The 23962-nt window shown below is 45.1% G+C and carries 26 protein-coding genes; 15 read left to right on the forward strand and 11 right to left on the reverse strand.

What is annotated here, in order from left to right; all coding sequences use genetic code 11:
• Window positions 1-16 precede the first annotated feature (16 nt).
• A complete protein-coding gene (locus FD961_RS01730; protein ID WP_215393853.1) occupies window positions 17-991 on the reverse strand; it encodes a tripartite tricarboxylate transporter substrate binding protein in 975 nt (324 codons plus the stop codon).
• 142 nt (window positions 992-1133) lie between these two features.
• Here FD961_RS01730 and pcaD point away from each other — a divergent pair, with 142 nt between their 5' ends.
• The 7 genes from pcaD to FD961_RS01765 all read left to right on the forward strand — a co-directional run bounded on the left by pcaD (window position 1134) and on the right by FD961_RS01765 (window position 8044).
• Window positions 1134-1949, forward strand: a complete 816-nt coding sequence (gene pcaD / locus FD961_RS01735; protein ID WP_215393854.1) for a 3-oxoadipate enol-lactonase — start codon at window positions 1134-1136, stop codon at window positions 1947-1949.
• Window positions 1950-2004: 55 nt separating this feature from the next.
• Entirely contained in the window at window positions 2005-2583 is a 579-nt protein-coding gene (locus tag FD961_RS01740; RefSeq protein ID WP_215393855.1) for an HdeD family acid-resistance protein, read from the forward strand.
• A 30-nt stretch (window positions 2584-2613) separates the two neighbouring features.
• Entirely contained in the window at window positions 2614-2799 is a 186-nt protein-coding gene (locus tag FD961_RS01745; RefSeq protein ID WP_215393856.1) for a hypothetical protein, read from the forward strand.
• Window positions 2800-2817: 18 nt separating this feature from the next.
• Window positions 2818-4980 (forward strand): TonB-dependent receptor, encoded by a 2163-nt coding sequence (locus tag FD961_RS01750; protein ID WP_215393857.1) that lies wholly within the window; start codon window positions 2818-2820, stop codon window positions 4978-4980.
• A 128-nt stretch (window positions 4981-5108) separates the two neighbouring features.
• Window positions 5109-6341 (forward strand): sorbosone dehydrogenase family protein, encoded by a 1233-nt coding sequence (locus FD961_RS01755; protein WP_251371304.1) that lies wholly within the window; start codon window positions 5109-5111, stop codon window positions 6339-6341.
• A 5-nt stretch (window positions 6342-6346) separates the two neighbouring features.
• Complete coding sequence (locus FD961_RS01760; RefSeq protein WP_215393858.1) at window positions 6347-6937, forward strand: c-type cytochrome; 591 nt, start codon at window positions 6347-6349, stop codon at window positions 6935-6937.
• Between the two features lie 18 nt (window positions 6938-6955).
• Entirely contained in the window at window positions 6956-8044 is a 1089-nt protein-coding gene (locus FD961_RS01765; RefSeq protein WP_215393860.1) for an acyltransferase, read from the forward strand.
• Here FD961_RS01765 and yjgA read toward each other — a convergent pair.
• From yjgA to FD961_RS01780, 3 genes are read right to left on the reverse strand one after another with little or no spacing between them, the layout of a single operon-like run.
• Window positions 8041-8568: a ribosome biogenesis factor YjgA gene (gene yjgA, locus FD961_RS01770; RefSeq protein WP_215393861.1), complete on the reverse strand. Its 528-nt coding sequence runs from the start codon at window positions 8566-8568 to the stop codon at window positions 8041-8043. The two genes, FD961_RS01765 and yjgA, sit on opposite strands and share 4 nt — an antisense overlap.
• A 31-nt stretch (window positions 8569-8599) precedes the next feature.
• Window positions 8600-8917 carry a helix-turn-helix domain-containing protein gene (locus FD961_RS01775; RefSeq protein WP_071464685.1) on the reverse strand — a complete coding sequence of 106 codons (318 nt, stop codon included), beginning with the start codon at window positions 8915-8917 and terminating at the stop codon, window positions 8600-8602.
• A gap of 36 nt (window positions 8918-8953) precedes the next feature.
• Window positions 8954-9256: a type II toxin-antitoxin system RelE/ParE family toxin gene (locus tag FD961_RS01780; RefSeq protein ID WP_215393862.1), complete on the reverse strand. Its 303-nt coding sequence runs from the start codon at window positions 9254-9256 to the stop codon at window positions 8954-8956.
• Window positions 9257-9369: 113 nt separating this feature from the next.
• On the opposite strand from FD961_RS01780, the gene FD961_RS01785 reads away from it, so the two are divergent.
• The 6 genes from FD961_RS01785 (at window position 9370) to FD961_RS01810 (ending at window position 16943) form a co-directional block, all read left to right on the forward strand.
• Window positions 9370-10989: a GMC family oxidoreductase gene (locus FD961_RS01785; protein ID WP_215393863.1), complete on the forward strand. Its 1620-nt coding sequence runs from the start codon at window positions 9370-9372 to the stop codon at window positions 10987-10989.
• 28 nt (window positions 10990-11017) lie between these two features.
• Entirely contained in the window at window positions 11018-11902 is an 885-nt protein-coding gene (locus FD961_RS01790) for an EamA family transporter (RefSeq protein WP_215394313.1), read from the forward strand.
• A 147-nt stretch (window positions 11903-12049) separates the two neighbouring features.
• Window positions 12050-13234, forward strand: a complete 1185-nt coding sequence (locus FD961_RS01795) for an ABC transporter substrate-binding protein (RefSeq protein ID WP_215393864.1) — start codon at window positions 12050-12052, stop codon at window positions 13232-13234.
• Window positions 13235-13374: 140 nt separating this feature from the next.
• The gene (locus FD961_RS01800) at window positions 13375-14253 is read left to right on the forward strand and encodes a branched-chain amino acid ABC transporter permease (protein WP_071464689.1); all 879 of its coding nucleotides are present in this window, start codon (window positions 13375-13377) and stop codon (window positions 14251-14253) included.
• A 2-nt stretch (window positions 14254-14255) separates the two neighbouring features.
• Window positions 14256-16184, forward strand: coding sequence for an ATP-binding cassette domain-containing protein (locus FD961_RS01805; RefSeq protein ID WP_215394314.1), 1929 nt, complete (start codon window positions 14256-14258; stop codon window positions 16182-16184).
• 30 nt (window positions 16185-16214) lie between these two features.
• The gene (locus FD961_RS01810; protein ID WP_071464690.1) at window positions 16215-16943 is read left to right on the forward strand and encodes an ABC transporter ATP-binding protein; all 729 of its coding nucleotides are present in this window, start codon (window positions 16215-16217) and stop codon (window positions 16941-16943) included.
• A gap of 79 nt (window positions 16944-17022) precedes the next feature.
• Here the strand turns inward: FD961_RS01810 and FD961_RS01815 are convergent, their stop codons facing one another.
• From FD961_RS01815 to FD961_RS01835, 5 genes are all read right to left on the reverse strand, one after another.
• Entirely contained in the window at window positions 17023-17838 is an 816-nt protein-coding gene (locus tag FD961_RS01815; protein WP_215393866.1) for a sulfite exporter TauE/SafE family protein, read from the reverse strand.
• Between the two features lie 67 nt (window positions 17839-17905).
• Window positions 17906-18310, reverse strand: coding sequence for a hypothetical protein (locus tag FD961_RS01820; protein ID WP_215393867.1), 405 nt, complete (start codon window positions 18308-18310; stop codon window positions 17906-17908).
• On the reverse strand, window positions 18307-19125 hold the full coding sequence (locus FD961_RS01825) for an FAD:protein FMN transferase (RefSeq protein WP_251371307.1): 819 nt from the start codon (window positions 19123-19125) through the stop codon (window positions 18307-18309). The genes FD961_RS01820 and FD961_RS01825 overlap by 4 nt, the downstream gene beginning before the upstream one ends.
• Window positions 19122-19670, reverse strand: a complete 549-nt coding sequence (locus FD961_RS01830; protein ID WP_215393868.1) for an FMN-binding protein — start codon at window positions 19668-19670, stop codon at window positions 19122-19124. The genes FD961_RS01825 and FD961_RS01830 overlap by 4 nt, the downstream gene beginning before the upstream one ends.
• A gap of 23 nt (window positions 19671-19693) precedes the next feature.
• Entirely contained in the window at window positions 19694-20608 is a 915-nt protein-coding gene (locus FD961_RS01835) for a DUF6662 family protein (protein ID WP_215393869.1), read from the reverse strand.
• 166 nt (window positions 20609-20774) lie between these two features.
• Here FD961_RS01835 and FD961_RS01840 point away from each other — a divergent pair, with 166 nt between their 5' ends.
• Window positions 20775-21017: a DUF3820 family protein gene (locus tag FD961_RS01840; RefSeq protein WP_071464694.1), complete on the forward strand. Its 243-nt coding sequence runs from the start codon at window positions 20775-20777 to the stop codon at window positions 21015-21017.
• On the opposite strand, the gene FD961_RS01845 is transcribed toward FD961_RS01840, so the two are convergent.
• Window positions 21009-22037 carry a DNA/RNA non-specific endonuclease gene (locus FD961_RS01845; RefSeq protein WP_215393870.1) on the reverse strand — a complete coding sequence of 343 codons (1029 nt, stop codon included), beginning with the start codon at window positions 22035-22037 and terminating at the stop codon, window positions 21009-21011. The genes FD961_RS01840 and FD961_RS01845 overlap by 9 nt on opposite strands.
• Before the next feature lie 517 nt (window positions 22038-22554).
• Here FD961_RS01845 and FD961_RS01850 point away from each other — a divergent pair.
• Window positions 22555-23544, forward strand: coding sequence for a transglycosylase SLT domain-containing protein (locus FD961_RS01850; protein ID WP_071464696.1), 990 nt, complete (start codon window positions 22555-22557; stop codon window positions 23542-23544).
• A 70-nt stretch (window positions 23545-23614) separates the two neighbouring features.
• On the opposite strand, the gene FD961_RS01855 is transcribed toward FD961_RS01850, so the two are convergent.
• Window positions 23615-23962 (reverse strand): FKBP-type peptidyl-prolyl cis-trans isomerase, encoded by a 348-nt coding sequence (locus tag FD961_RS01855; protein ID WP_071464697.1) that lies wholly within the window; start codon window positions 23960-23962, stop codon window positions 23615-23617.

Here is a 23962-nt window from a genome sequence, read left to right on the forward strand (position 1 = left end):
AAATTGATCGTATTCGTTATTGCGGTTCGATATTGGCATCCTTGGCAATCTTTTGATACTTTGCCATTTCTTCGCGAACAAATTTACTAAATTCTGTTGGACTCATAGGAGTGGCTTTAATTCCTTTGCTGTCATATGCATTCTTGACTTCAGGATCTTGCATTGATTGATTGATATCGGCATTGATCTTTTTCACAACAGCAGCAGGTGTGCCAGTTGGTGCCCAGACACCAAACCACAATGCGATCTCAAAATTAGAATAGCCTTGCTCTGCAATCGTAGGAATCTCTGGAACAGCAGCATTGCGGGTTTTACTGGTGACGCCTAGGGCGCGCACTTTGCCACCTCTTAGTTGTCCAATCGCGGTATCTAATGGCGCCATATAAAAAGCGGTGCGACCAGACATCGTATCCTGAATCGCTTCTGGAGATCCTTTGTACGGCACGTGAATCAATTTCACACCCATCATTTGGTTGAAGTATTCGGCGGCCAAGTGGGTGGAGCTACCAACACCTGCAGAGGCAAAGGTAATTTCACCAGGCTTGGATTTGGCTGCAATCACTAAATCACGAATGGTTTGATATGGACCATCAGCAGCGGTAATCATGACGTAAGGAGTTTGCCCAAGAATGGCCACATCAATCAAACTCTTCAGTGGGTCATAAGGCAGCTTTTTATAGATCGCCGGGTTGGCTGCATAGGATGCCGATTGCACTAATAAGGTATAGCCATCGGGATCAGAGTTCACCACAACACCTGTCCCAATAAGTCCGCCTGCACCAGGGCGATTTTCAATAATGACCGGTTGTTTCCAGGTTTCGGTAAGGCTTTTGGCTACCACGCGGCCAGCAATATCTGCGCCCGAGCCTGTAGTCAAAGGCACAATCATTTTGACTGTACGGTTAGGGTAGCTTTGGGCGAGCGCCAGACTCGTTCCAAATGCGAGGCTCAGAATGAGGATGAGCCTTTTCTGAATCAGCGATCTAAACATCTTGTCTCCTATGCTTTTATAAGCGTTTTATAGTTTTATCCTTATACCTTCTTAGGTATTTCATTGGATAATCTACCATGGTCTCGGCAATATATAAATAGAGATAAACAGAGGCCATCAGATATTAAAAAGGTAGAGACAAATGACTCAATTGCAAGACACCAAAACCGTTAACGTCAATGGCGTTGATATTGCTTATCGATTTGATGGTCCCGAAGATGGACCGGTGCTTTTAGTGGCAAATAGTCTGATGGCGAATGGCAGTATGTGGGATTGGAATATGCCTGCATTTACAGATCGTTACCGCGTACTACGTTACGACAAACGAGGGCACGGAAAGTCTGGTGTTGCGCCTGGCCCATACACCATCGCACAGCTGGCTGACGATGCTGCTGGTTTACTAGACGCCTTAAAGATTGAGAAAGCCCATTTTATGGGGCTCTCTATTGGCGGCATGATTGGCCAACAATTAGGCGCTCGTTACCCTGAGCGCATTCTTTCATTGTCACTTTGTAATACCGCAAGCGAAATGCCGCCACGCAGCTTGTGGGAAGATCGTTTTCAAACTGCGCGCACTCAAGGCCTTGCAGGCTTGGTGGATGGAACTATTAACCGCTGGTTCACTGCACCATTTATCGAGCGAGCTCCACAAGATATTGAAAAGGTTCGTCAAATGATTTTGGCAACCAATGTCGATGGATATATTGGTTGTGGCAGCGCAGTGCGCGATATGGCTCAAAGCACCATGCTTCTCAAGATTAAAGCACCTACCCTAGTGTTATCTGGTCGTCATGACCCAGCTTGCACAGTAGATCAAGGCATTGTGCTCAATCGCCTGATTGATGGATCGAGAATGGTTATTATTGAAGATGCAGCCCATTTATCGAATATCGAGCAGCCCGCTAGATTCAATAAAGCGGTGCGAGAATTTATCGATTCAGTAGATGATCGTCTGTGAAGTTTGTATGAAGGTGTATTTCTAAATAAGCACTAATAACAAAGAGGGGTTTTATATGACCGATTTATCTGTAGATCAAATTAAAGCAATGCGCGCCAATGTATTGGGTGCAGCAGCAAAAGTTCCTGGAGCGCTAATTGGGCTAGGCATTTTGTTCATCATCCTTGGCATGATTGGCGTTGCCGGTCAGGTTCTTTTCTCCTTGGTATCCGTTAACGTGCTTGGCATTTTCTTGTTTGCTGGCGGAGTACTTCAAGGTATACATGCATTCAAATCTGCTGGCTGGAAAAGTGTCAGCGTTCAGCTCATCTTTGCTGTTTTGTATATTGGTGCCGCTATTTATGTTTGGGCCTTCCCAATCCCAGCACTAGAGGCAATCACCTTGTGGCTCGCTGCGATCTTCTTCATCACCGGCTTCTTGCGCTTAATCTCTGCATTTCAGCATCGTCATTTTGCAGAGTGGTTCTGGCTCGCACTATCTGCAGCGATTTCAATCTTGATGGGCGTTCTCATCATGAATAACTTCCCATCCTCAAGCCTGTGGCTACCTGGCCTCTTGATTGCCATTGAATTGCTATTGCAAGGCTGGTCATTATTGTTCTTAGGCTTTGCTGCCAAGTCACTCACGAAGTAATTTACTCATTCAATACAAAGAGCAGCGATCATGGCAATGAAAAAAACAGACTTATACAAAAACTTAGCCTTGACCACTGCTCAGCGTATGAAGAACGCGGCTAAGACTCCTAAACCTGGAGCTGCTGATGCGGTAGCAAAAACCAAAAAAGAGTTAGCAGAGGCAAATCCGATGCTAGCTTCTTTGATGGGCAAGAGTAAGCCCAAATCTAAGTAGTTCATTTTTAATCAATGTATGTGCAAGATATTGGGGTTTAGTCGGCATATTATTGCCTTCTACTTCATTAGTCACACAGTAGTCAGTTGGGCGCAAATTGCGCCACCTCCAAACTACGATCAAAAGTTAAACGACATGGTGGTGAATGCCACCCGTTCAGGAACGCCCTTGGACGAGATGTCACTTAACACCACCATTCTGACAAAAGAAGTATTGGAGTCTTCTCCTGACCAAACCATTGATCAGGTCCTCAAGAATGTGCCCGGCGTCTTTTTGAATGACGTCCCTTATTACCAAAAAGACCCGACAGGTCAAAGTATTAATGTGCGCGGTTTGGGTTATGGCCGCACTCTAGTATTGATTGATGGTCTTCCGGCAAACGATGCTTTTTATGGAACGGTGCAGTGGAATCTAGTGCCCATGTCTTCGATTGAGTCCGTAGAGTTTGTGCGTGGCGGGGTATCTAGCCTGTACGGCAACTACGGCATGGGTGGTGTGATTAACATTAATACTAAGACGCCTAAAAATAGCTCACAAGATGTTTCTGCGAGCATTGGATCATTTGGCACGGGTAATATCGCCGCTTCAAAAGATTTAATTGTTTCTGATGCCATGCAGATGCGACTTTCTGCAGATTACCTCTCCAGCGAAGGTTTCCAGAACTACGCCACGATTTCTCCGGGGTCGCCGAGCAATATTAAAAACGGTATGGGTACAGATGCGGTTAAGAATTCTAATATCCGTCTGCAAAATTATTTCAAGCCTAGCTCAGACACCAACGCCTTCTTGAGGTTGGGGTACAGCACTATGGCTGATTTAAGTAATAACTATGCCATTGCGCCTAATTTAATTCAGACAGCCGATGTAGCGGGTGGCTCAACTACGAATCTGGATATCGATAAAAAAGTTCAAGTGAATGTTTTTTATCAAAACACCAATTTTTATAAACAGACTGCTAACAACCTCACTACTGCACCCTATAAGCCTTACGTAAATGCTAATTACACAGATCCTTATTCAACGCTAGGCGCTTCCGCGCAGTACACGCATGACCTCAAGGCTGTAGGTATTGATCAATATATTATTGGGGTTGACGCCAGAAATATCTCAGCTTCAAACTTAACCAATAATTTGAGTAGTGCGGGTGCTGTGAACTCCGTTAGTTATGCGCAGGGCCAGCAAAATTTTTATGGCCTCCTCGGCCAAATTAAATCCAATGCTAGCTCCATCCCTCTCGAAACGACATTGGGTGTACGCGTCGATTCATGGAACAGTCAAACGCCAACGTCCTATAACGCAGGCGCTAATGGCGTTAATCCTGTTTACCAAAGCATCCCTAATCAAAGCAAGACTCAGTTAAGCCCATCTTTAGGCCTGGTTTACAAGGTCAATAGCGATTGGAATTTACGAAGCGCTGCCTATCAGGCCTTTCATGCGCCCAGTATGAATAACACTTTGCGCAGTTATGGCAATAATGTCAGTGGCTATTCATTGGCTAACCCTAATCTCACTCCTGAGACGATGACGGGTTATGAGGTGGGTACAGACTTTCGATGGAAGAGTGGCTTTGCCCAGTTCACTGCTTTTAATAACTATATTCAGAATGCGATTGCGAGCTACAAAATTACAAGTGCCAACTGGGCGTTTGCAAATAGTCTTTGCACTTCCTCGGGGATTTCGGGTTGCGTTCAAAATGCCGGGGGTGGCTACACCAACGTGAGTTACTACACCAACCAACAAAACCTCTTAAGTCGCGGTATTGAATTGCAATATCACCAGGATGTAAATGCACATTGGGCATTAGATGGTGGTTATAGCTATACCAACACCATCCTGACCTGGAGTGCAACAACTGATCCCATTAATACTCAGGTTGGCGGCGTTCCTAAAAATATGGCTAATGCCGGTATTAGCTATTTCCCTATTCCAGAGGCGAGCTTGACGACTACGGTTCGTTATGTCGGTAATTCTTGGATGGCAACAGGATCGCTGCCAGTGCCTGCATATGCTGTGGTTGGATTAAAGGCGAATTACCAGGTAACCCCTCAGACCTCCGTATTTGCCTCGGTAGTGAACCTATTTAATCGCCAATATGTCACTTTCAACATAGCTTCACAAGCATCCTCGTATCAGGCTGGTATGCCGCAAGCAATTACCGTGGGTGCAAGAGTGATCTTCTAGTAATTTGGTGCACTGCAGTAGTTGCTGTTTAATGTGAATGTATTCAAAATGCTTTAGGATTTAGCAAAATGTAGTTCAAAGCAGTAAAGACACGAGTAAAAAAATAAAAGAAATCAGGAGACGTATCTATGAAATTAAAAACTATTCATTCTTTGATGTTTGCTGCAGGAATGGCAGTGGCTACTTTAGCAAGTGCTCAGGCTCCAGCGGCCGCGCCTGCTGCTACACCAGCTATTCCGCCAACATGGGCGCAAGGTAGAACTGCTGATGGCATGAATCCATCTTTAGCTCCAAACCCTCCTGGCATCTCTGCGCTACCTGCAGATGAAATCCCAGTAAGCAAGTTAAAAGTACCAGCAGGCTTCAAGGTTGAGCTATGGGCATCAGGTATGCCAAATGGCCGCTCAATGACCGAATCTCCAAGCGGCACAGTGTATGTAGGCACCCGCTTTACTGGCAATGTGTATGCCGTAGTAACTAAAGACGGTAAGCGTGAAGTAAAAACGATTGCTAAAGGCTTGCATCGCCCTAACGGAGTTGTGTTTACTAATGGCTCACTTTATGTGGCTGAACTTTCTCGCATTATTCGTTACGACAACATCGAGCAGAACTTAGATAATCCACCGGCACCAGTAGTGGTGTTCGATGCGCTCCCTAAAGATGAGCCACATGGCTGGAAATTTATGAAGCTCAGTCCTGATGGACAGTATTTGTATTTCCAAATTGGTACGCCAGCTAATATTGTTGTGCCGCCAGCTACTCATGCAACGATTGTGCGTTTAAATCTCAAAACCAATATTTTGGAAACAGTGGCAACAGGTGTTCGTAACAGTGTTGGTATGGACTTCCAGCCTGGCACTAAAGAGCTCTGGTTCACTAACAACGGCCGTGATTGGGCTGCAGAAGACAAGCCAAATGACACATTAAACCGCTTGGTTCGTCCAAAAGGTATGAACTTTGGTTATCCGTTTTGCCATCAAGGCGACTTCTTGGATCCAGAGTTTGGTAAAGGACGTTCTTGCGACGAGTTTGACAAACCTGTCTACAACTTAGGTGCTCACGTAGCTGCTTTGGGTATGCGTTTTTATAACGGTAAGCAATTTCCAGCAGAATATAAGGGCAATATCTTTATTGCTGAGCATGGTTCTTGGAATAAAACAAAGCGCGTGGGCTATCAAGTTGTGCGCGTAGTTCTTGATTCCAATAACAAGGTTGTTAAGTCTGAGCCATTTGTTACAGGCTGGCTTGATGGTGATAACTTCTGGGGTCGTCCAGTAGATGTACAGGTTCTCAAAGATGGATCGATGTTGGTATCCGATGATGAGACTGGTGCAATCTTCCGCGTGTCATACGGCAAATGAAATTAATGACTAGTACTAAGGCCATCCTCGTGGTGGCCTTTTTTAATATTTCTTTTCTGTCATTCAATGCTGGTGCAGCACCACCAGATGCTGCTGCTGGCAAAGTCAAGGCACAAAGCTGTTTTGCTTGTCATGGTGAAAATGGCATTGGTATCTCTCCAGAGATTCCCAATCTTGCTGCACAACCACCACTTTCGATTACCTATCAACTGATTCAGTTTAGAGGGCAACAGCGCAATGGCGGGGCAATGGCAGCGCTTGCGGCCGGATTGAGTGATCAGGATATGCGTGATATTGCTGCTTACTATTCGGCCTTGCCGCCACCACCTGCAAAACCAGGCAATACAGAAAAAATTGCCAAGGGTCAACAGATCTCCAGTACGCAGTATTGCAATTCTTGTCATGGGGCGCAGCTGCAGGGGCAAAAGCACATTGCACGCTTAGCAGGTCAATCGCCAGAATATGTAATGACTCAACTGAAAAACATTCGATCTGGTACGCGCATTGATATGGATGGCACAATGGGTAGTGCAGCACGCGGCTTGAGTGATGACGATATCGAAGCTCTAGCTGCTTATGCAGCCTCCCTTAATTAACTTGCGTCAGATTCCTCTTTGCAGTCAAAAAACCATTTTCTTCTTGTCGATTTTTTAAAGACTTTTGCCTCTCTAACGATCATTCTTCATCATTTTTCGAGTTATGGTCAGATTGCTCAAGATGTTAGGCAACTTCTGCCGGGAATCATGACCTGGTTGTTTGAGTATGGTCGTTATGCTGTACAGATCTTTTTGGTGATGGGCGGCTACCTGGCTGCCCAATCCCTCACGCGCACAAGTGACCTTAAAAATCTACGCAATGTCTTAAAGACAATCTTTAATCGCTACCTACGATTATTTGCACCTTATGTTGTTGCTTTGCTCATCACAATAGCTTGTGCATGGGTTGCGCGCTTCTGGGTCCAGGATGAATTTGTGGGCGAATCAGAAACGCTTAGCCAGTTCTTGGCGCATTTATTTTTCTTGCAAGGTATCTTAGGTCTAGATTCAATCTCGGCTGGTGTTTGGTATGTTGCGATTGATTGGCAGTTGTATGCGATTCTGGCCATCATGCTTGGCCTATTTCCGGGCTATCGATCCGTTGTTTGGATGTTGCTAGTTCTCTGTGTTGCATCTTTGCTGTATTTCAATCGTCATGGAGATTATGAAAACTATTTCATTTACTTCATGGGTGCCTACGGCTTAGGGGTGCTGGCGCAGCTTTGCAAAAACTTTCCTGATAAAACAGTCAATCGCTTTGCTCAAATATGGATTGTTGTGATTGGCTTGGTGATTGTGGTGTCAAGCTTTCATGAATTCTGGCTACGCAATATTTTGGCGTATGTCGTTGCTATTGCATTGATCTTCTGGGGTGACTGGGCATATAAAGATCAGAAGCAGGCTCATAAGCGACCTCAACATCAATCTCAAACCCATAAGTTAGTCAATGTAATTCTCTGGGGTAGCAGAAGATCGTATTGCGCTTTCTTAATTCACTTCTCATTTATCTTGCTGGCCAATACTTTGTATATTGCCTGGGGCATGAATCAGCGCCACGATGGCGTTATGGCGCTAGCCCTAATGATGATTGCTATTGCCGCTAGCTGGATGACAGCAACTTATCTGTATCGTTGGGTTGAAGTGCCAGCTCGCAGAATCAAGCTCTAAAGACCCATCTCTTTTAAGACGCGAAAGATTTCTCGATAAGCCTTTGGCGGTTTGTTTTGCTCTTTCTCTCTACGTGCATTCCGAATCAGGGTACGCATATTCTGAATATCCATATCGGGATACTTTTCAATCATCTTGGTAAACGTTTCGTCATTCGCAATCAGCCTGTCGCGATAGCTTTCTAAGAAGTGCAATTTAGCCGTTTCTGCTTTGCTTACCCCCTGAATAGCATCAAGTCGTTTTTGGATCGCATCAAGTTCTTCTTCGTCCAAGAAGCGCATGAGCTTACCTAAGTATTGCTTGTGACGACGAATGGCTTCAAAACTTTTAATCTTATTGGTCTCTGCAATTGCTACTTTGATCGCCTCATCCATAGGGATGGTTTTAAGGGCATCGCTACTTAAAGCCGCCAATACTTCCGCCAATTTCTGGCGCTCGGTCATTTGGCGCTTTAACTCCGATTTGCTTGGGCCTTCATCTTCCTCAGGAAGCTTGGGTGTGCGATTTTTCTCATTGATATGCATATGGCTATTTTAGACGGGTATTGAGCCCTAACTATTCTTTACTCATTTTTTGCTTTAGAAGTCGTAAATCAGAACTGGAAAATAGCTGACTTCTCCCAATAATGGTTGACGGCTTTAATCTGCCTGCCTGAACGTATCTGCGCAAAGTTGGGAGGGAAATTTCTAAAAATTCCGCAGCCTCTTCTGCTGAAAAACTCGCGTTTCTGAGATCTCCAAATACTTGATCATGGCTGTAGTCAGTCTCTTTAAAGGCATTTATTGCAATTAAAGAGAAAAATTTAATTCGTTCTTTTGCTGGCATTTGCTTCACTTGAGCAAACAAATCCTCTGCAGTAATAGATTGAATCATGTTTGCACCTCACTTTCTTTGCACGGTTATGAACTTTTAGTTCAATCGAATTGATCTTTTTAGCTGGGTATAAAAGTTTTCATGAGATCCAATTTGGTAGAACTTAATCCAGGTAATAATCGGTTGATCAAGGCTTTGATCAAACTCATATGCCATTAAATATTCTTGTTTATTAAAGTGAAACTTATGCACAAAAACTCCTTGAAGGTCGCCAGCTTTCTGTTTACCTATTTTGGGGTTGTTGCAGACCCTTATTACCTCATCTTCTATTGCCAACTGCAGTGGTCTTCGAGACTTTTTTACAAATTGGGCAAATGCTTTTTTATAGCTAGTTCTCATGATCTAATATTAGATCAAAAATGATTCTATAACAAATCAACAAAAATACCAAGAAATACCTGATTTTTTGGATTGGTAAATAATAGGATGAACTTTTTTGTTGCAATGAAAACATGACTCAAGCAAACACTTACGACTACATCATTATTGGAGCGGGCAGCGCAGGCTGCATGTTGGCGAAGCGTTTGACTGAAAACCCTCAAAAGAAGGTTTTGCTGATTGAGGCAGGTAAGAGCGATAACTATATTTGGATCCATATTCCGGTTGGTTATCTCTATTGCATTGATAACCCAAGAGCGGATTGGCGCTTTAAAACCGTTGCTGAAAAAGGGTTGAATGGCCGCTCGTTGCTATATCCCCGTGGTCGAGTGCTCGGAGGATGCTCCTCCATTAACGGCATGATCTATATGCGCGGTCAAGCGGGCGATTATGAATCTTGGGTGCAGGCCACAGGAGATGATGCTTGGTCTTGGGAGAATGCGCTCAAGCGCTACAAAGCATTTGAGGACTATCACAGCAATGCTGACCAATGGCATGGCAAGGGTGGCGAATGGACTGTATCTAAGCAACGCCTGCGTTGGCCGATCATGGATCGGTTTAGGGATGCGGCAGTTGAGGTTGGTATTCCTGCGTCAGATGACTTTAATCGAGGCGATAACTTTGGCGTGGGTTACTTTGATGTCAGTCAACGTAAGGGCTGGAGGCTGAATACTTCAAAAGCATTTTTAAAAGAGGCGGCTAAGCGCAGCAACTTAACTGTACTTACTGAGGCAGTTGTTAGCAAACTCAAAATTGATCCAATCACTAAAAACTGTCTTGGCCTTGAGTACCAGAAGAATGGGGTAACTAGTGAAGCGCTCATTAACTCAAGTGGCGAAGTGCTTCTGTGTGCTGGTGCGATTGGTAGCGTACAAATACTAGAGCGTTCAGGCGTAGGTTCTGCTGCGCATCTCCATAAACTAGGTATTCCAGTCATTGCAGACTTGCCTGGTGTTGGCGAGAACCTGCAGGACCATTTGCAATTACGCATGATCTACAAAGTCAGCGGCATTAAGACCTTAAATACCAAAGCCAATTCTTTATTTGGCAAGATGATGATTGGCTTGGAATATCTCCTTAAGCGCTCAGGCCCCATGTCCATGGCGCCATCACAGTTGGGCGCCTTTGCTTATAGCTCACCTACGCAAAAGAGTGCCAACGTGGAATATCACGTACAACCTTTATCGCTTGAGCGCTTTGGTGAAGATTTGCATTCCTTCAATGCTTTCACTGCAAGCGTATGTAACTTGCGTCCAACATCACGCGGAAGTGTGCACATCACTTCAACGGATCCTGAAGCACCACCAGCAATTCATCCCAATTATTTATCTACGGATGACGATCGTAAAGTCGCAGCAGAATCTTTACGCTTGACGCGCAGTATTGTGCAAAGCCCGGCACTTAGACCTTATGCCCCGGAAGAATATAAGCCTGGTGCACAGTATCAAAGTGATGAAGAGTTGGCTAAAGCAGCAGGCGATATTGGAACAACGATTTTTCATCCTGTAGGAACTTGCAAGATGGGGCGCGCCGATGATTCGATGGCAGTGCTCGATTCAGAGTTGCGCGTGAGGGGCATTCATCATCTGCGAGTAGTGGATGCTTCTGCGATGCCAACGATTACTTCGGGCAACACTGCGGCGCCAACTATGATGATTGCGCAGCGCGCAGCAGAATTGCTCACGCGTGAATAGTTCACGAAAGCCTCAACTGAATTACCAGTTGCCAGCAAGTCATCTGCTCCTGGCTTTAGCAATCGTAGCCGTATGGGGCACTAACTTTGTAGTGATCAAAGTCTCCTTGGCGAGCTTCCCACCATTTTTATTTGCTGCACTTCGTTATGTTTTTGCATTTCTGCCGGCTGCACTTTTGTTACCAAGGCCAAAAGTATCTTGGATCAATCTCTGTGTTTATGGCTTGGCTGTAGGGGTAGGTCAATTCGGAGTGCTCTACTACGCGATCGATGGGTATATTTCCCCTGGTTTAGCTTCTTTGGTCATTCAGACTCAGGTATTTTTCACGATTGGTTTTGCCATGCTGTTTGCTAAAGAGCGACTGAAGCTCTATCAAGCGGTGGCGGTGGGTGTCGCCATGATCGGTCTGGGGATTATTGCAGTGCATACCGATGCCACCACAACCGTTCTAGGATTGGCCCTAGTGGTGTTTTGCGGCTTTTCTTGGGGTATTGCTAATACTGCCAGCCGGCGTGCAGGAGCCATCAACATGCTTTCTTATGTGGTGTGGGCTAGCGTTTATGCCATTCCACCTCTTTTTGCTATTGCCCTCATATTCGAAGGAGGGTGGGGATCCGTGAGTAGATCACTGACTTCTGCGCCTTTGGGTGCTTGGCTTGGCGTGCTTTGGCAGTCCTGGGGCAATACCCTGTTTGGATACGGTGCCTGGGCCTGGTTGCTTTCTAAGCATCCTGCCGCCGTAGTGGCGCCAGCACCATTATTAGTACCCATATTTGGGATGGGGGCATCAGCCTTTTTCCTGGCTGAGCCATTACCGGCGTGGAAAGTATTAGCGGCGAGTTTGGTAATCGCTGGTTTGGTGGTCAATTTATTTTGGCCAAGTCTGCGGAACCGCCTTACACGCTACTGTTGATCGCACCTCGCTGGCCCTCAGGGCTAGTGTAAAACCCTAATACAAAGCCCTTTTTTTGACCATGCATTAACAGTAAGATAACTATTCGTTATTTGTAGTACCTATAAAAAATACTTATTCAATAGCACTTTTAGTCATGGAGACTTTATGAAGATTCGTCATCACATTTTTGCAGCAGCGGCTGTTGCAATGCTTGCAACCAGCGCTTATGCAGCTGATATCAAAGTAGGCGTTATTGGTCCATTCACAGGCGGCTCATCCTCAATGGGTGTGAGTATGCGTGATGGCGTGCGTTTGGCAACTAAAGAAATTAACGCTGCTGGCGGTGTTAACGGCAATAAACTTGTTTTAGTTGAGCGTGACGACGAAGCTAAGAACGAGCGTGGCGTACAAATTACTCAAGAATTTATTAACAACGAGAAAGTAGTTGCTACTCTCGGTTACATCAATACTGGTGTTGCTTTGGCTTCACAGCGATTTTATCAAGATGCAAAGATCCCTGTAATTAATAACGTAGCAACGGGTTCATTGATTACTCATCAGTTCCCAAATGCTCCGGAGAACTATGTTTTCCGTACGGCTGCTGCTGACAATATTCAAGCACCGATGATTGCTAAAGAAGCAGTTGAAAAGCGTGGCCTAAAGAAGGTGGCGATTTTGGCTGACTCAACAAACTACGGTCAATTGGGTCGTGAAGACTTAGAGAAAGCACTCAAGGCCTATGGCGTAACCCCTGTAGCGGTTGAGAAGTTCAACATTGGTGACGTCGATATGACTTCACAATTGCTTAAGGCAAAAAATGCTGGTGCTGAAGTGATTTTGACTTACGCAATCGGACCTGAGTTGGCACAAATTGCAAACGGCATGGGCAAGTTGGGTTGGAAAAAACCAATGATCGGTAGCTGGACATTGTCTATGGCTAGCTTTATTGATACTGCAGGTAAGAATGGTGACGGCGCAACAATGCCTGAAACTTATATTCAAACACCATCAACTACAGCTAAGCGTAAGGCCTTCCAAGAAGCGTATTTGAAAGAGTTCAAGCCAAAAAATAACAATATCGCTTCTCCAGTTTCAGCTGCTCAAGGGTATGACTCTGTTTACCTCTTGGCTGCTGCAATCAAGCAAGCAAACAGCACTGAAGGACCAAAGATTTTGGCGGCATTGCAAGATCTCAAAACTCCAGTTGATGGCGTTGTGATGACTTACAACAAGCCATACTCTGCAACCGATCATGAAGCAATCAAAGCAAAAGACGTTGTTATGGGCGTGGTTGAGAATGGCCGTGTTCAGTTCTTGAATGCTGAGGATGCAACTGCTAAGAAGAAGTAATTCTTGTAGTTCATGTGCAAGTCAGTTCTTTTTGCACTGCAACATTTTTGAATGCAAAGCGCCGCCGTCAAAGCGGCGTTTTGCTTACAATGTCGGATTCGTCAATAAAACAGTTTTAAGTATCTTTTAGGCTAATAACAATGGACATGCTTGCACAAATCCTCTCAAGCGGTATCGCGGTGGGGATGATCTATGCGGTGATCGCTTTCGGTTTCCAGCTTACTTTTGCCACATCGGGCACATTGAACTTTGGTCAGGGTGAAGCCCTGATGTTAGGTGCACTGGTAGGTTTGACTTGTGTCGATACCTTTGGCATGAACTACTGGGCCATGATTCCCATTGTTTGTATCTTCGGCATGATCCAAGGTAGCTTTGTTGAGTTGATTGGTGTGCGTCCTGCAATCAAAATCAAGTCTGAGTTCGGTTGGATTATGTCCACAATTGCACTCGGTATTATTTTCAAGAACGTTGCTGAAAATATTTGGGGTCGTGATGCATTGCCATTCCCATCTCCTTTGCCAATGGAGCCGATGAGCTTCTTGGGCGCTAATATTTTGCCAATGGAAATTTTAGTTGTGGTCGGCGCGTTGGTGATGATGTTATTGGTTGAATTCTTTAACCGCAAAACAATTTACGGTAAAGCAGTGGTTGCCACTGCAAATGATCGCGATGCTGCTGGCTTAATGGGCATCAACACCAGCATGGTGATTACCTTTTCATACGCTTTGTCCTCATTGACCGCAGCGTTTGCTGGTGTCTTGATTGCGCCTTTGACATTAACTGGCGCAACCATGGGCGGCGCCTTGGGTTTAAAGGCTTTCGCGGTTGCGATTATTGGCGGCTTATCAAGCGGCCTGGGAATCATTGTGGGTGGTTTGATTCTGGGTATTGTTGAAACAGCTACTGGCTTTTATATCTCTACTGGTTACAAAGATGTTCCAGGTTTGATTTTGTTGCTGCTCGTATTGGCATACAAGCCATCTGGTCTCTTCGGCAAATCTGCAATTAAGAAAGTTTAATGATGAAATTGAAGTCTTCCATTCCTCTATTGATTGCGATAGCTGGTTTATTTATTCTGCCGCTAGTAATTCACAATCCTTATTACATTCATTTAGCAGAAACAATTCTGATTTACACCATTCTTTTGTTTGGTTTAGATATTGTGGTCGGCTATGTAGGCCAAGTATCTTTAGGTCACGCCGCATTGTTTGGTATTGGCTCATATACCGCTGGCATCTTGTTCTTCCATTTCGGCTTGCCTATCTGGGTAACAATCCCAGCCTCGATCATCGTGACTGCGATCTTTGGCGGCATCTTGGCATTACCGGCATTGAAGGTCATCGGACCTTATTTGGCGATGGTGACCCTAGCCTTCGGAACGATTGCTCAGATTCTTATTAATGAGATGACTTGGTTGACTGAAGGCCCATTAGGCATCAAATTAACTCGTCCAGAGTTGATGGGTATCCCAATGACTAAGGCTGAGTACTTCTGGTTAGTGTCTGCATTCTGTATTCTGGCGCTGATCGTGATTGACCGTTTTGTGAAATCACAAATGGGTCGTGCTTTTGAAGCTTTGCGTGATAGCCCGATCGCTTGTGACTGTATGGGTGTTTCTGTATACCGCTTTAAAGTGATTGCTTTCGTCATTAGCGCGGGCTTCGCTGGCTTGGCTGGTTGCTTGTATGCCTACTCTGAGCAATACATCTCACCCAACACCTACAACAATGAACTGGCCGTTCTCTTCTTGCTCGGCATCATTATGGGTGGACGTAAGTCACGCTTAGGTGCAGTGATTGGTGCAGCGATTATTGTTCTATTGCCAAAATTGCTCGATGACATCAATCTATTCCGCATTGTTGCGTCGATTATTGCGGTCGTGGTGGTAATTGGTGCTGCAATGGCGCTCTCTAAGAAAGTCACGACTCCAAGACGTGTAGCGATTCCCATCGCTGGCGTAGTCGGTTTAGCTGCATTCTCATTCTGGCTCAATAGTATTTCTGACTGGCGCTTGAGTATTTTCGGCTTCATGATTTTGTTGGTGGTGTACTACTTACAAAACGGTATTGTTGGTTTTGCAAAGAGCTTCTATCAATCTATTGCTGGTAAGGCAAAAACTGTTCGTGGCGGTGATGCTGAAGCGGTGGATGACTCCATTAGCTTCATCAGCGCTGTTGGTAATCAAAATGCTGGTGCAGAACTCTTAAAGGTGGATTCTGTATTAATGCAGTTTGGTGGTTTGAAGGCGTTGAACAAAGTGGATCTCAGTATTAAGCGCGGCACCATTCATGGCTTGATTGGACCAAACGGTTCCGGTAAGAGCACGATGATGAACGTATTGACTGGTATTTATGTTCCGACAGCGGGTAACGTTTTGTATGCTGGTGAGAGCGTTGTTGGCAAAACTTCCTCTGACATCGCCTTGTCTGGTATCGCACGTACCTTCCAGAACGTTCAGCTCTTTGGTGAAATGACTGCCATCCAAAATATTTTGGTAGGTTTGCATCACACCTTCAAATCCAATATGGTTGAAATTGCTCTGCACCTCCCACGTTACAAGCGTGAAGAAGCTGAAGCGCATGCTCGCGCTATGGCTCTTCTCAAGTTTGTTGGCTTGGATGATTTAGCAAACGAAGAGGCGCGCAACTTGCCTTATGGTAAGCAGCGTTTGCTTGAGATTGCTCGTGCATTAGCCCTTGACCCAGAATTACTCCTCTTGGATGAGCCAGCTGCTGGTTTGACCGCTCCCGATATTCAGGAACTCTTGCGCATCATTCGTAAGATTCGTGATAACGGCATTACTTTCATCCTGATTGAGCATCATATGGACGTAGTGATGTCAGTTTGCGATACCGTTTCTGTGTTGGACTTCGGTCAGAAGATTGCGGAAGGTAAGCCAGCTGAAGTTCAGGCAGACGAGAAGGTGATTCATGCCTACTTGGGCGCTTAATCACTAGAACCTATTGAATCGGTAAATACCATGTTATCTATTAAGAATCTTGAAGCAGGCTACGGCAAAGTTAAAGTCCTCCATGGCATCAATATTGATGTGCCCAAGGGTCAAGTAATTACTTTGATTGGCTCTAACGGTGCCGGCAAAACCACCACAATGCGTGCCATTACCGGCATGATTAAGCCAACTGCAGGTGAAGTTACTTTAGGTGGTGAAAAAATTGATGGTTATGACTCCCATAAAATTGCTCGCCTAGGTTTGGCTCATAGTCCTGAAGGCCGTCGTGTCTTTACCACCATGTCAGTCACTGACAATTTATTGCTGGGCGCATTTCCACGCTTTACTGGTAGCCGCCCAAAGGGTGATATCAAACATGATTTAGATAAGGCCCTGGAGATGTTTCCGCGCCTCAAAGAGCGTCGCAATCAGTTGGCTGGTACTTTGTCTGGTGGTGAACAGCAAATGTTGGCTATGGCTCGTGCCGTAATGCTCAACCCAGAGATCATTCTGTTGGATGAGCCTTCTATGGGTCTTGCGCCAATTTTGGTGGAAGAGGTTTTTAAGATTATCTCTAATCTCAAATCACAAGGTGTAACGATGCTATTGGTCGAGCAGTTTGCTGCTGCAGCTCTGAACGTGGCTGACTACGGCTATGTATTAGAGAATGGCAAGATTGCTACGCATGGTCCAGCAAGTAAGCTCAAGGATGACCCGGCAGTTAAGGCGGCATACTTGGGTGGAGCAGGTGGCCACTAAGAAATTGCCTTAGTGGTTATGAAAAAAGCCCTTAGAAATAAGGGCTTTTTCTTTAGGAGCAACCAATGCAAACTGGTTTTCAAAAGATATGAAGGCCTTTAATAGTGAGGCTGATTGCAACAGCAAAAACCATCACTGCAAATACTTGCTGCAAACGAGGCCCACTCAGTTTTTTACTAATCACCATCCCTATCAGTAGTCCTGCTAGTGCCCCCAGAGAGAACGGGGCGGCAATCAGAAAATTCACATTACCGGATGCTGCAGAATAAGCGACGCTTCCGCTAGATACCAAGGCTTGCACCCCTAATGAGGTGACGATAATGGATTGTGCAGGTAAATTGGTATAGCGTTTTAGAGCAGGAATGATGATGAAGCCACCGCCGACTCCAAGCAGTCCAGACAAAAATCCGGCCAGGCCACCCGTCAGAAGAAGTGCTTTTGCGCAGGGGACATTCCAATTAAATTTACCAATAGCTGGATCTATTAAACAAGGTGGTGCTTGCCGCAAAGAATCTGGAATTCCGAGAATAGATTGACGTGCTTTTACATATTGACTCAATGCAGAATAAAAAAGAGCGGCACTAAAAATTAATAGCAATGGACCATTAGGAATGCGATTAGCAAGCCAAAAACCCAGAGGGGCTAATATCACCCCAAAGCTAGCCATGAAGATGGCTGCTTTATAGCGCAAGAGATTGTTTTTTAGTCCTAGAAGGGCGCCCACACTTGCTGCAAGTGCAATTGCACAAAGAGCAATAGGGCTGGCATCCACCATATTCATGTGCAGGGCAAATACCAGGAGCGGTACGGACAGAATTCCACCTCCAGCGCCAGTAAGACCCATCAAGAGGCCCACTAATACGCCCAGCAATGGGCTGATGATTGAGTTATCCATTCCACTAGATTTTATAGGGGAATGAATTCTTTTATGCCTTAATTAGCGGCTGTCCCACTCCCTATTCTCAAAGTCTGATGGGTTGGTGCATAAGAAAGATGGCAAAGAATAGCAAGCCAATAACCGAGTGCACATCAATCACTGTGTCTCGCATCCATTCTGGGCCGTAATAGAGTAGCGCTCCAGAAATGATTAATGCACTTAAGAGGCTTAGTTGGCTAAATCCACTAAGCCATTTTCGCCCTGACTTGAGACCCGCCTTAAGGTGAAAAGGCAGTATTGATCCAAGTGCCAGTGTTGCAAATATTGCAGCAATCCCATGTATTGCTAAGACGTTATGGTTACCTAGCAATACTCGATTAATCTGTAGTTGATGTCCGAGGAGGTAGATGACCCCAGTAAGAGAGCAAATCATCATCCCAGAAGTGACAAACCACTTTTGCCATGCCGGCATTTTCCCTAGGCGACTCATGTGGTAATCCTGATGGCCTGAGCTGAGAATTTCTTAAAGCAGGGATGATATTGATTTTGAGATAGGGCCAGGACTTTTGTTAGGGCATCTGCATAGATACATTCTTTTGCCAATACTGAATAGGAGTCTCTTGATTGAATAGTTGATTCTTCTTGAGATAGCGGATTAATGAGGTGACTATGTTGTTCATCTCGTTTTGCAAAATATAAACCACTGGTAGCTAGTGCTGCATTTTGCAGGGTGCCAATTTCGAGTAACTCCGAGGGCTGTCTTGGATTGCGGATATGAATAGGCCAAGAAGATTCACCAAACACTCGCAGATCTCCTCCGGCATTGACTGAACCAGAAAAGACGCCTTCAGAGATGAGTATCTTGACTGCCATATCTACTGCAAACCCTTTTGCGATACCACCAAGATCTAAACATACTGGACGCCTAGAGATAATGAGCTCTGGCGCGAGAAAGCTGATATCTTCGATGCCACCAAGATCATGGTTGCTAAAGGTGATGTGGCGAGGCAGTAAACCAGCGGCTACTAGTCGGTGACCAATTCCACAATTAAACAAGCCGCCAGAATGGCGATATATCTTTTTGGCAATGCACAAGACTTGTGCTGTCCAAGGATGAATATCTACTGCTTTTTGGTGGGCAAAATGATTGATGCGATTCAGTTCGCTATTGGGGTTATGAAAACCCATTAGCTCTTGAATCTTTTGAATGACACAAAACGCACGATCAATTGCTGTTTGACAATCCTCCTGGTCGACCACGATTTCAACAAAAGTACCCAATAGTGGTTTACAACGCATCATCATTTGGTTTTTACTGGAAGATTCTTGAGAGCCAGCTCATAAAGCACGGTTACGCGCTTAACGCCATCAGTCAAATGTTTGCATGACATGGTCGCCCCACCAATATTCTGAATATCTTGATTGAGCTTGATGGGGTCTACTGAAGTTTTACCTACAAATTGCTTGCGCCACTGAGCCTCTGCCACCTCATAGCCATAGGACTCAACGTATTCCAATATCTCAACGCCAGTAATGCTTCCTTTGGCATTGAGAGCGACAGCATAAGTAATCATTTCATGCTTGCCTACGACCTCGTCGATCACGAACCAGCCGCCATTAGATGATTGCCAAATGCGATCTCCCCGAAAGGGGTGGCGAATACTGGATGCCGTTCGCATTCTTTCTTGTAAGTCATCGGTAATGATGAGGGGAGATTTACTCAATAATGCATTTGGGAACAGAATTTGCTGGGCTTGCTCGCTGGAGATATAAATCTTTGCTTGAACAATGATGGGGGCCGTCAATAGCGCTAACCCAGCTAAGGCACAGGGAGATGGTTTCCAGTTCATTGGATTGATTTCTACTCTATGGCTTAGTTGAGTGGAAAACCTACTTTGAGGATGTATTCATTAACCGAGTGACTATCCCATACCCGGGCATTGGAGCATTCCGCTTCGCCGCCACCCATGCAAGTCCCACCAGCAAGCTGATAGCGCCAGGCACCAGTTACCCACCAATCCTTCGCGGCATAGTGCAAATTGGGGCCGACAAAGGTGGCACGCTGTACTTGATTGCGTAAATTGAGCTCTGAGTAGTCATTATGGAAACGGGCTTCTACACCAGCTGACCATTTGGGGGCAAAGCGATAGCTAGCTCCAACTAAGATGTCGAGCATCGATTCAGGAACATTGCCATTTTCGATAAACTTTAATCGTTCATTGGCAACAACAACGTTACTTGCTACTACTAAACGATCATCGATAAAGTTAGATTGCAGTAATAAGCGAGCTTCAATTTCATCCTTATTTCTACCCCAGCTTGGCTCTAAATAAAGACCAATACCAACAGGTGAAGTCACTGGATTGGTAATGCGGTAAATCGCCTCAAGAGACCCGCCTTCAATGCCACTCTTTCTATAAGCAGTTGAGGGATCATGAGATGAAGGTACCCCATAGCCGCCTGTGCAGGTGGGTGTATCACCGCATGCCTCTGGATTGGTGTAATTTTGATTGGCATCGGTGTAATACGAATTGATATAGCCTGCAATTTGTAAATCATTGGTTAAGCCATATTCCAGCTCGGTTCTTGCTGTCCAAGCATCGTAAGTACCCGATGCTTGTGTTTGGTTTAGTTGCAGTCGTTGTTCAAACTCCAATTTATCTTTTGGTTGAAGATCTAAGGTATAGATCCATCCAAAGACACCTTCACCAGCATGAGCTAATGAGAAATGTAAGGTGGCAGCAAGGACGAGACTAAAGGCAATCAGTTTTTGAATGGTCAGTTTCATATTTATTCGAGAGAAGGGGTTGAAAGAAGTGGCTAAAACTTAAATGAGAACGGTTCTCAATATAGCAAATCAAATGAGAATGATTCTCAATTGGTTAAAAGACCTTCTCTGAATAAATGGCTAGATTTGTAGGGTGATTTGTATTCCCTTGTAAGATTTCAGTTCAATGGATTCACAAGCACTAGAAAAACTCGTACTCATGAAAATGCCTTACGGTAAGCATGCAGGGAGAGCTTTGGCAGATTTGCCAGGAAATTATTTAGCGTGGTTTGCACGCGAAGGATTTCCGAAGGGTGAAATAGGCGAGTTGCTAGAGTTAATGCACACCCTAGATCACAATGGATTACGCGGATTGCTTGCGCCCATTCAGCGGGCGCATGGCCTGCAAGCTAAATCAAAACTACTTTGAGCGAATGATGGCAGTAACGCGATTGCGTTCGTAGGTAACACCAGGGGTATCTGGTGGGCTGCTTTGAATAGGGCTGATGAATAAGGCGGTTCGCGATTCAATTTGCGAGGCGATTCGTTTTGCAAGTTCTTCATTGCTGTCGTATTGAATCTGAATACTTGCCACTTTTCCCTCCCGAATGCGAGTAACGATGCCGTTGATCTTTTCTGGCGAGTACGTATCAAAAAATACGGGGTACCACCCGCCAAGAACGGCCTTATTTGGCTTGGTATTGGGGGCGATTGCTTGGGTCTGAGAAGGGCCCTTGTTCAACGGCAATTGAAAATCGATTCCCGTCTTCCCTATTAATTCTGCATAAGAGATCGGCGGGGACATTTGAGCCTCATTGGTGTTTTCAATCCAATAAGCCCACGCCAAATTTTTATTCGGGTCGTAAACCAATTTATATAGATGGCTTGGGATCGTCACTTGACCTCTACCAATGCTTCCTTGATTTCCAGTGGAGCCAGTAAAAGCATATATATCGCCAGCCGCTCTTTTGGCATAAAGCCGGGTCGGTTCCTCTACATTCTTGGCCCAGATGCCCTGATTATTCTGCCTAGCCTGGGGCATCATATTAGCTAGCGAGAATGACTGTGCCATGGCTCGCTCATTGCTCATATCACCCGCTGGGGCATTATGGCCGCGGTCATAGCCGCTACCTCGATAGTCAGAAAGTAGGGCGCGTTCTGAAAATGGCAGTCTTGCCTCCTCATAGAACTGGTTACTTCTGCGGGGGTGCGGAGCCAGCAACTGCTCGCGACTCAGCTTCTCAACCGTGTAGATTGGTTTCTTATCTTGCGATGAGTAATAAACCGCAAAGCTATCAAAGCAAAGATCCCGTCCAGCCTGGGTAGTTATAGGCACCTGTTGGTTTGGAAAGAGTTCCTTGCATTCTTCGAAGAGAGCAAAAGCCCTGATAGGAGCAAGCAAGCAAGCAAGAAGGGCTGCAAGAGTCAGGAGTTTGCGTTTCAATTTCATTGTTTATAAGTGTAGGGGCTGGCTTTAAGTAGCCTGAATCTTTTTTCTTAGCTCGCTTACTTATTAGCCCTTCAGTGAGTACTAATTTGCTCGGTAGCTGCGCTGGCGCATTCCTCTACATCAGCAATGGCCTTTAAAAATAATGCCTTGCAACATTTACCAGTTGGCACTATGGGTAGAAATTAGCGGACTTGAAAATACTAGATGTATGGTTTTTAGGAATGATTTTTCATTCCAAATAGTAAAAAAGTCAGAATTTAGACAATTTTTTATAAAATGAAATTAGTGCGCCCTAACATACCTAAGTCATTGAAATTTATGGATAAATTAGCTCATTTTGGGGATGTATTCGGGATCTCCCGTATTTCAAGACTTAAAAGTTATTGAAATTCTATTCTTTATTCTTGACTTGATATAAGAACCTTTTTAGGATGACCCATGTTTTTTATATATTGCGATGCAGCATAAATCAGCGGGACAACAAGTTCTGCGGTTTTGAAGGTGTCGTAAAAATTGAATGAGTAAATGTTTATCTAACAATTTGAGTGAGATGCAGGGGGAGCAATCAGCAATGCTGGCTGCAAAAGAACTGCTAGCCCACGCTATGGCTCCAGTGTATCGAGTCATCAATGGCTTACTCGTTGTGACTGTATTCATGGTGGTAGGTCTTTGGCTTTCGGGTAACGGCACTAATGCAGGTCCATTTGACTTAGCTCGTGTACTGGTCCCTGATGAAGCTCGTAACATTGTTTGGAGCAACGGTTTTGGAATGCTCGATCAATACAAGAGCGGCAATGAAGTAGCTTCTTCATCTGCGCCTGAGACTGAGATTGCGGCTGTTATCTACAACAAGTCAAAACCCAATAATTCCGGCTTGGCATCTGCAAAGCAACAAACCGTTGCACTGTTAATGCCCTCCGTCGCTCAAGTGCCGGTGAAGTCTATCTCTCATTTGGCCGATCGCATTCCAACCTCCAAGATCGATCCACAAGCCTTGGATAGCAATTTGATGGGCTCTATTCAGAATCAACGTGCTGTTGCTGATTTCTTTGAAAAGAAATACAGCCTCGATCGCGCCAAGATTGAAGAGTATGTGTCCAATACCATTTTGATAGCCAAAGAAGTGAATATCGATCCGGTGTTGTTATTGGCGGTGATCTCTGTAGAGTCCAACTTCAATCCCAATACCAAGAGTCAAGCTGGTGCTGAAGGCCTCATGCAGGTAATGACTTCAGTGCACCGTGAAAAATATGCGCTTTATGGCGGTACACAACAAGCAGTTAAGCCTGAAGTAAATATTCGAGTAGGCGCCTATATCTTGAAGTACCTCATTGCTACTGCAGGCTCTTTACGTAATGGCCTCAAGTTCTACGTGGGCGCTGCTAATGCAGAAGATGATGGTGGTTACGCTGATAAGGTCATGGCAGAACGTAGTCGCTTAATTGGCCTTTGCCAGACGCGCTCTATAAACCGCTTAACCTTAAATGGCAAAGATTTGCGCTCCTAATTGAATTAATAATGACAGATTAAAAAAGCCACCCTTGGGTGGCTTTTTATTTAGCAGAAGGCGACCTTACTTAGTTCACCCCATGTAACTCAACATCAAATACGAGTGTGGCATTTGGGGGTATTACTCCACCAGCGCCACGTGCGCCATAGCCCATTTCAGAGGGAATGATGAGAGTACGTTTACCGCCGATCTTCATTCCAGCAACGCCTTCATCCCAACCCTTAATCACGTGACCAGCGCCCAAAGGAAAGCTAAAAAGCTGGCCGCGATCGAGTGAGCTATCAAATTTTTGACCTTTATGGTCGGGCGCTTTTTCGTCAAAAAGCCAGCCGGTGTAATGGACGTCAACGTGATTGCCGGCAGTAGCTTCCTTGCCTTCACCAACAACGGTGTCGATTTTTTTGAGTTCAGTCAT

Origin of the sequence: Polynucleobacter sp. TSB-Sco08W16 (assembly GCF_018687455.1) — a bacterium.
Classification (GTDB): Bacteria; Pseudomonadota; Gammaproteobacteria; order Burkholderiales; family Burkholderiaceae; genus Polynucleobacter.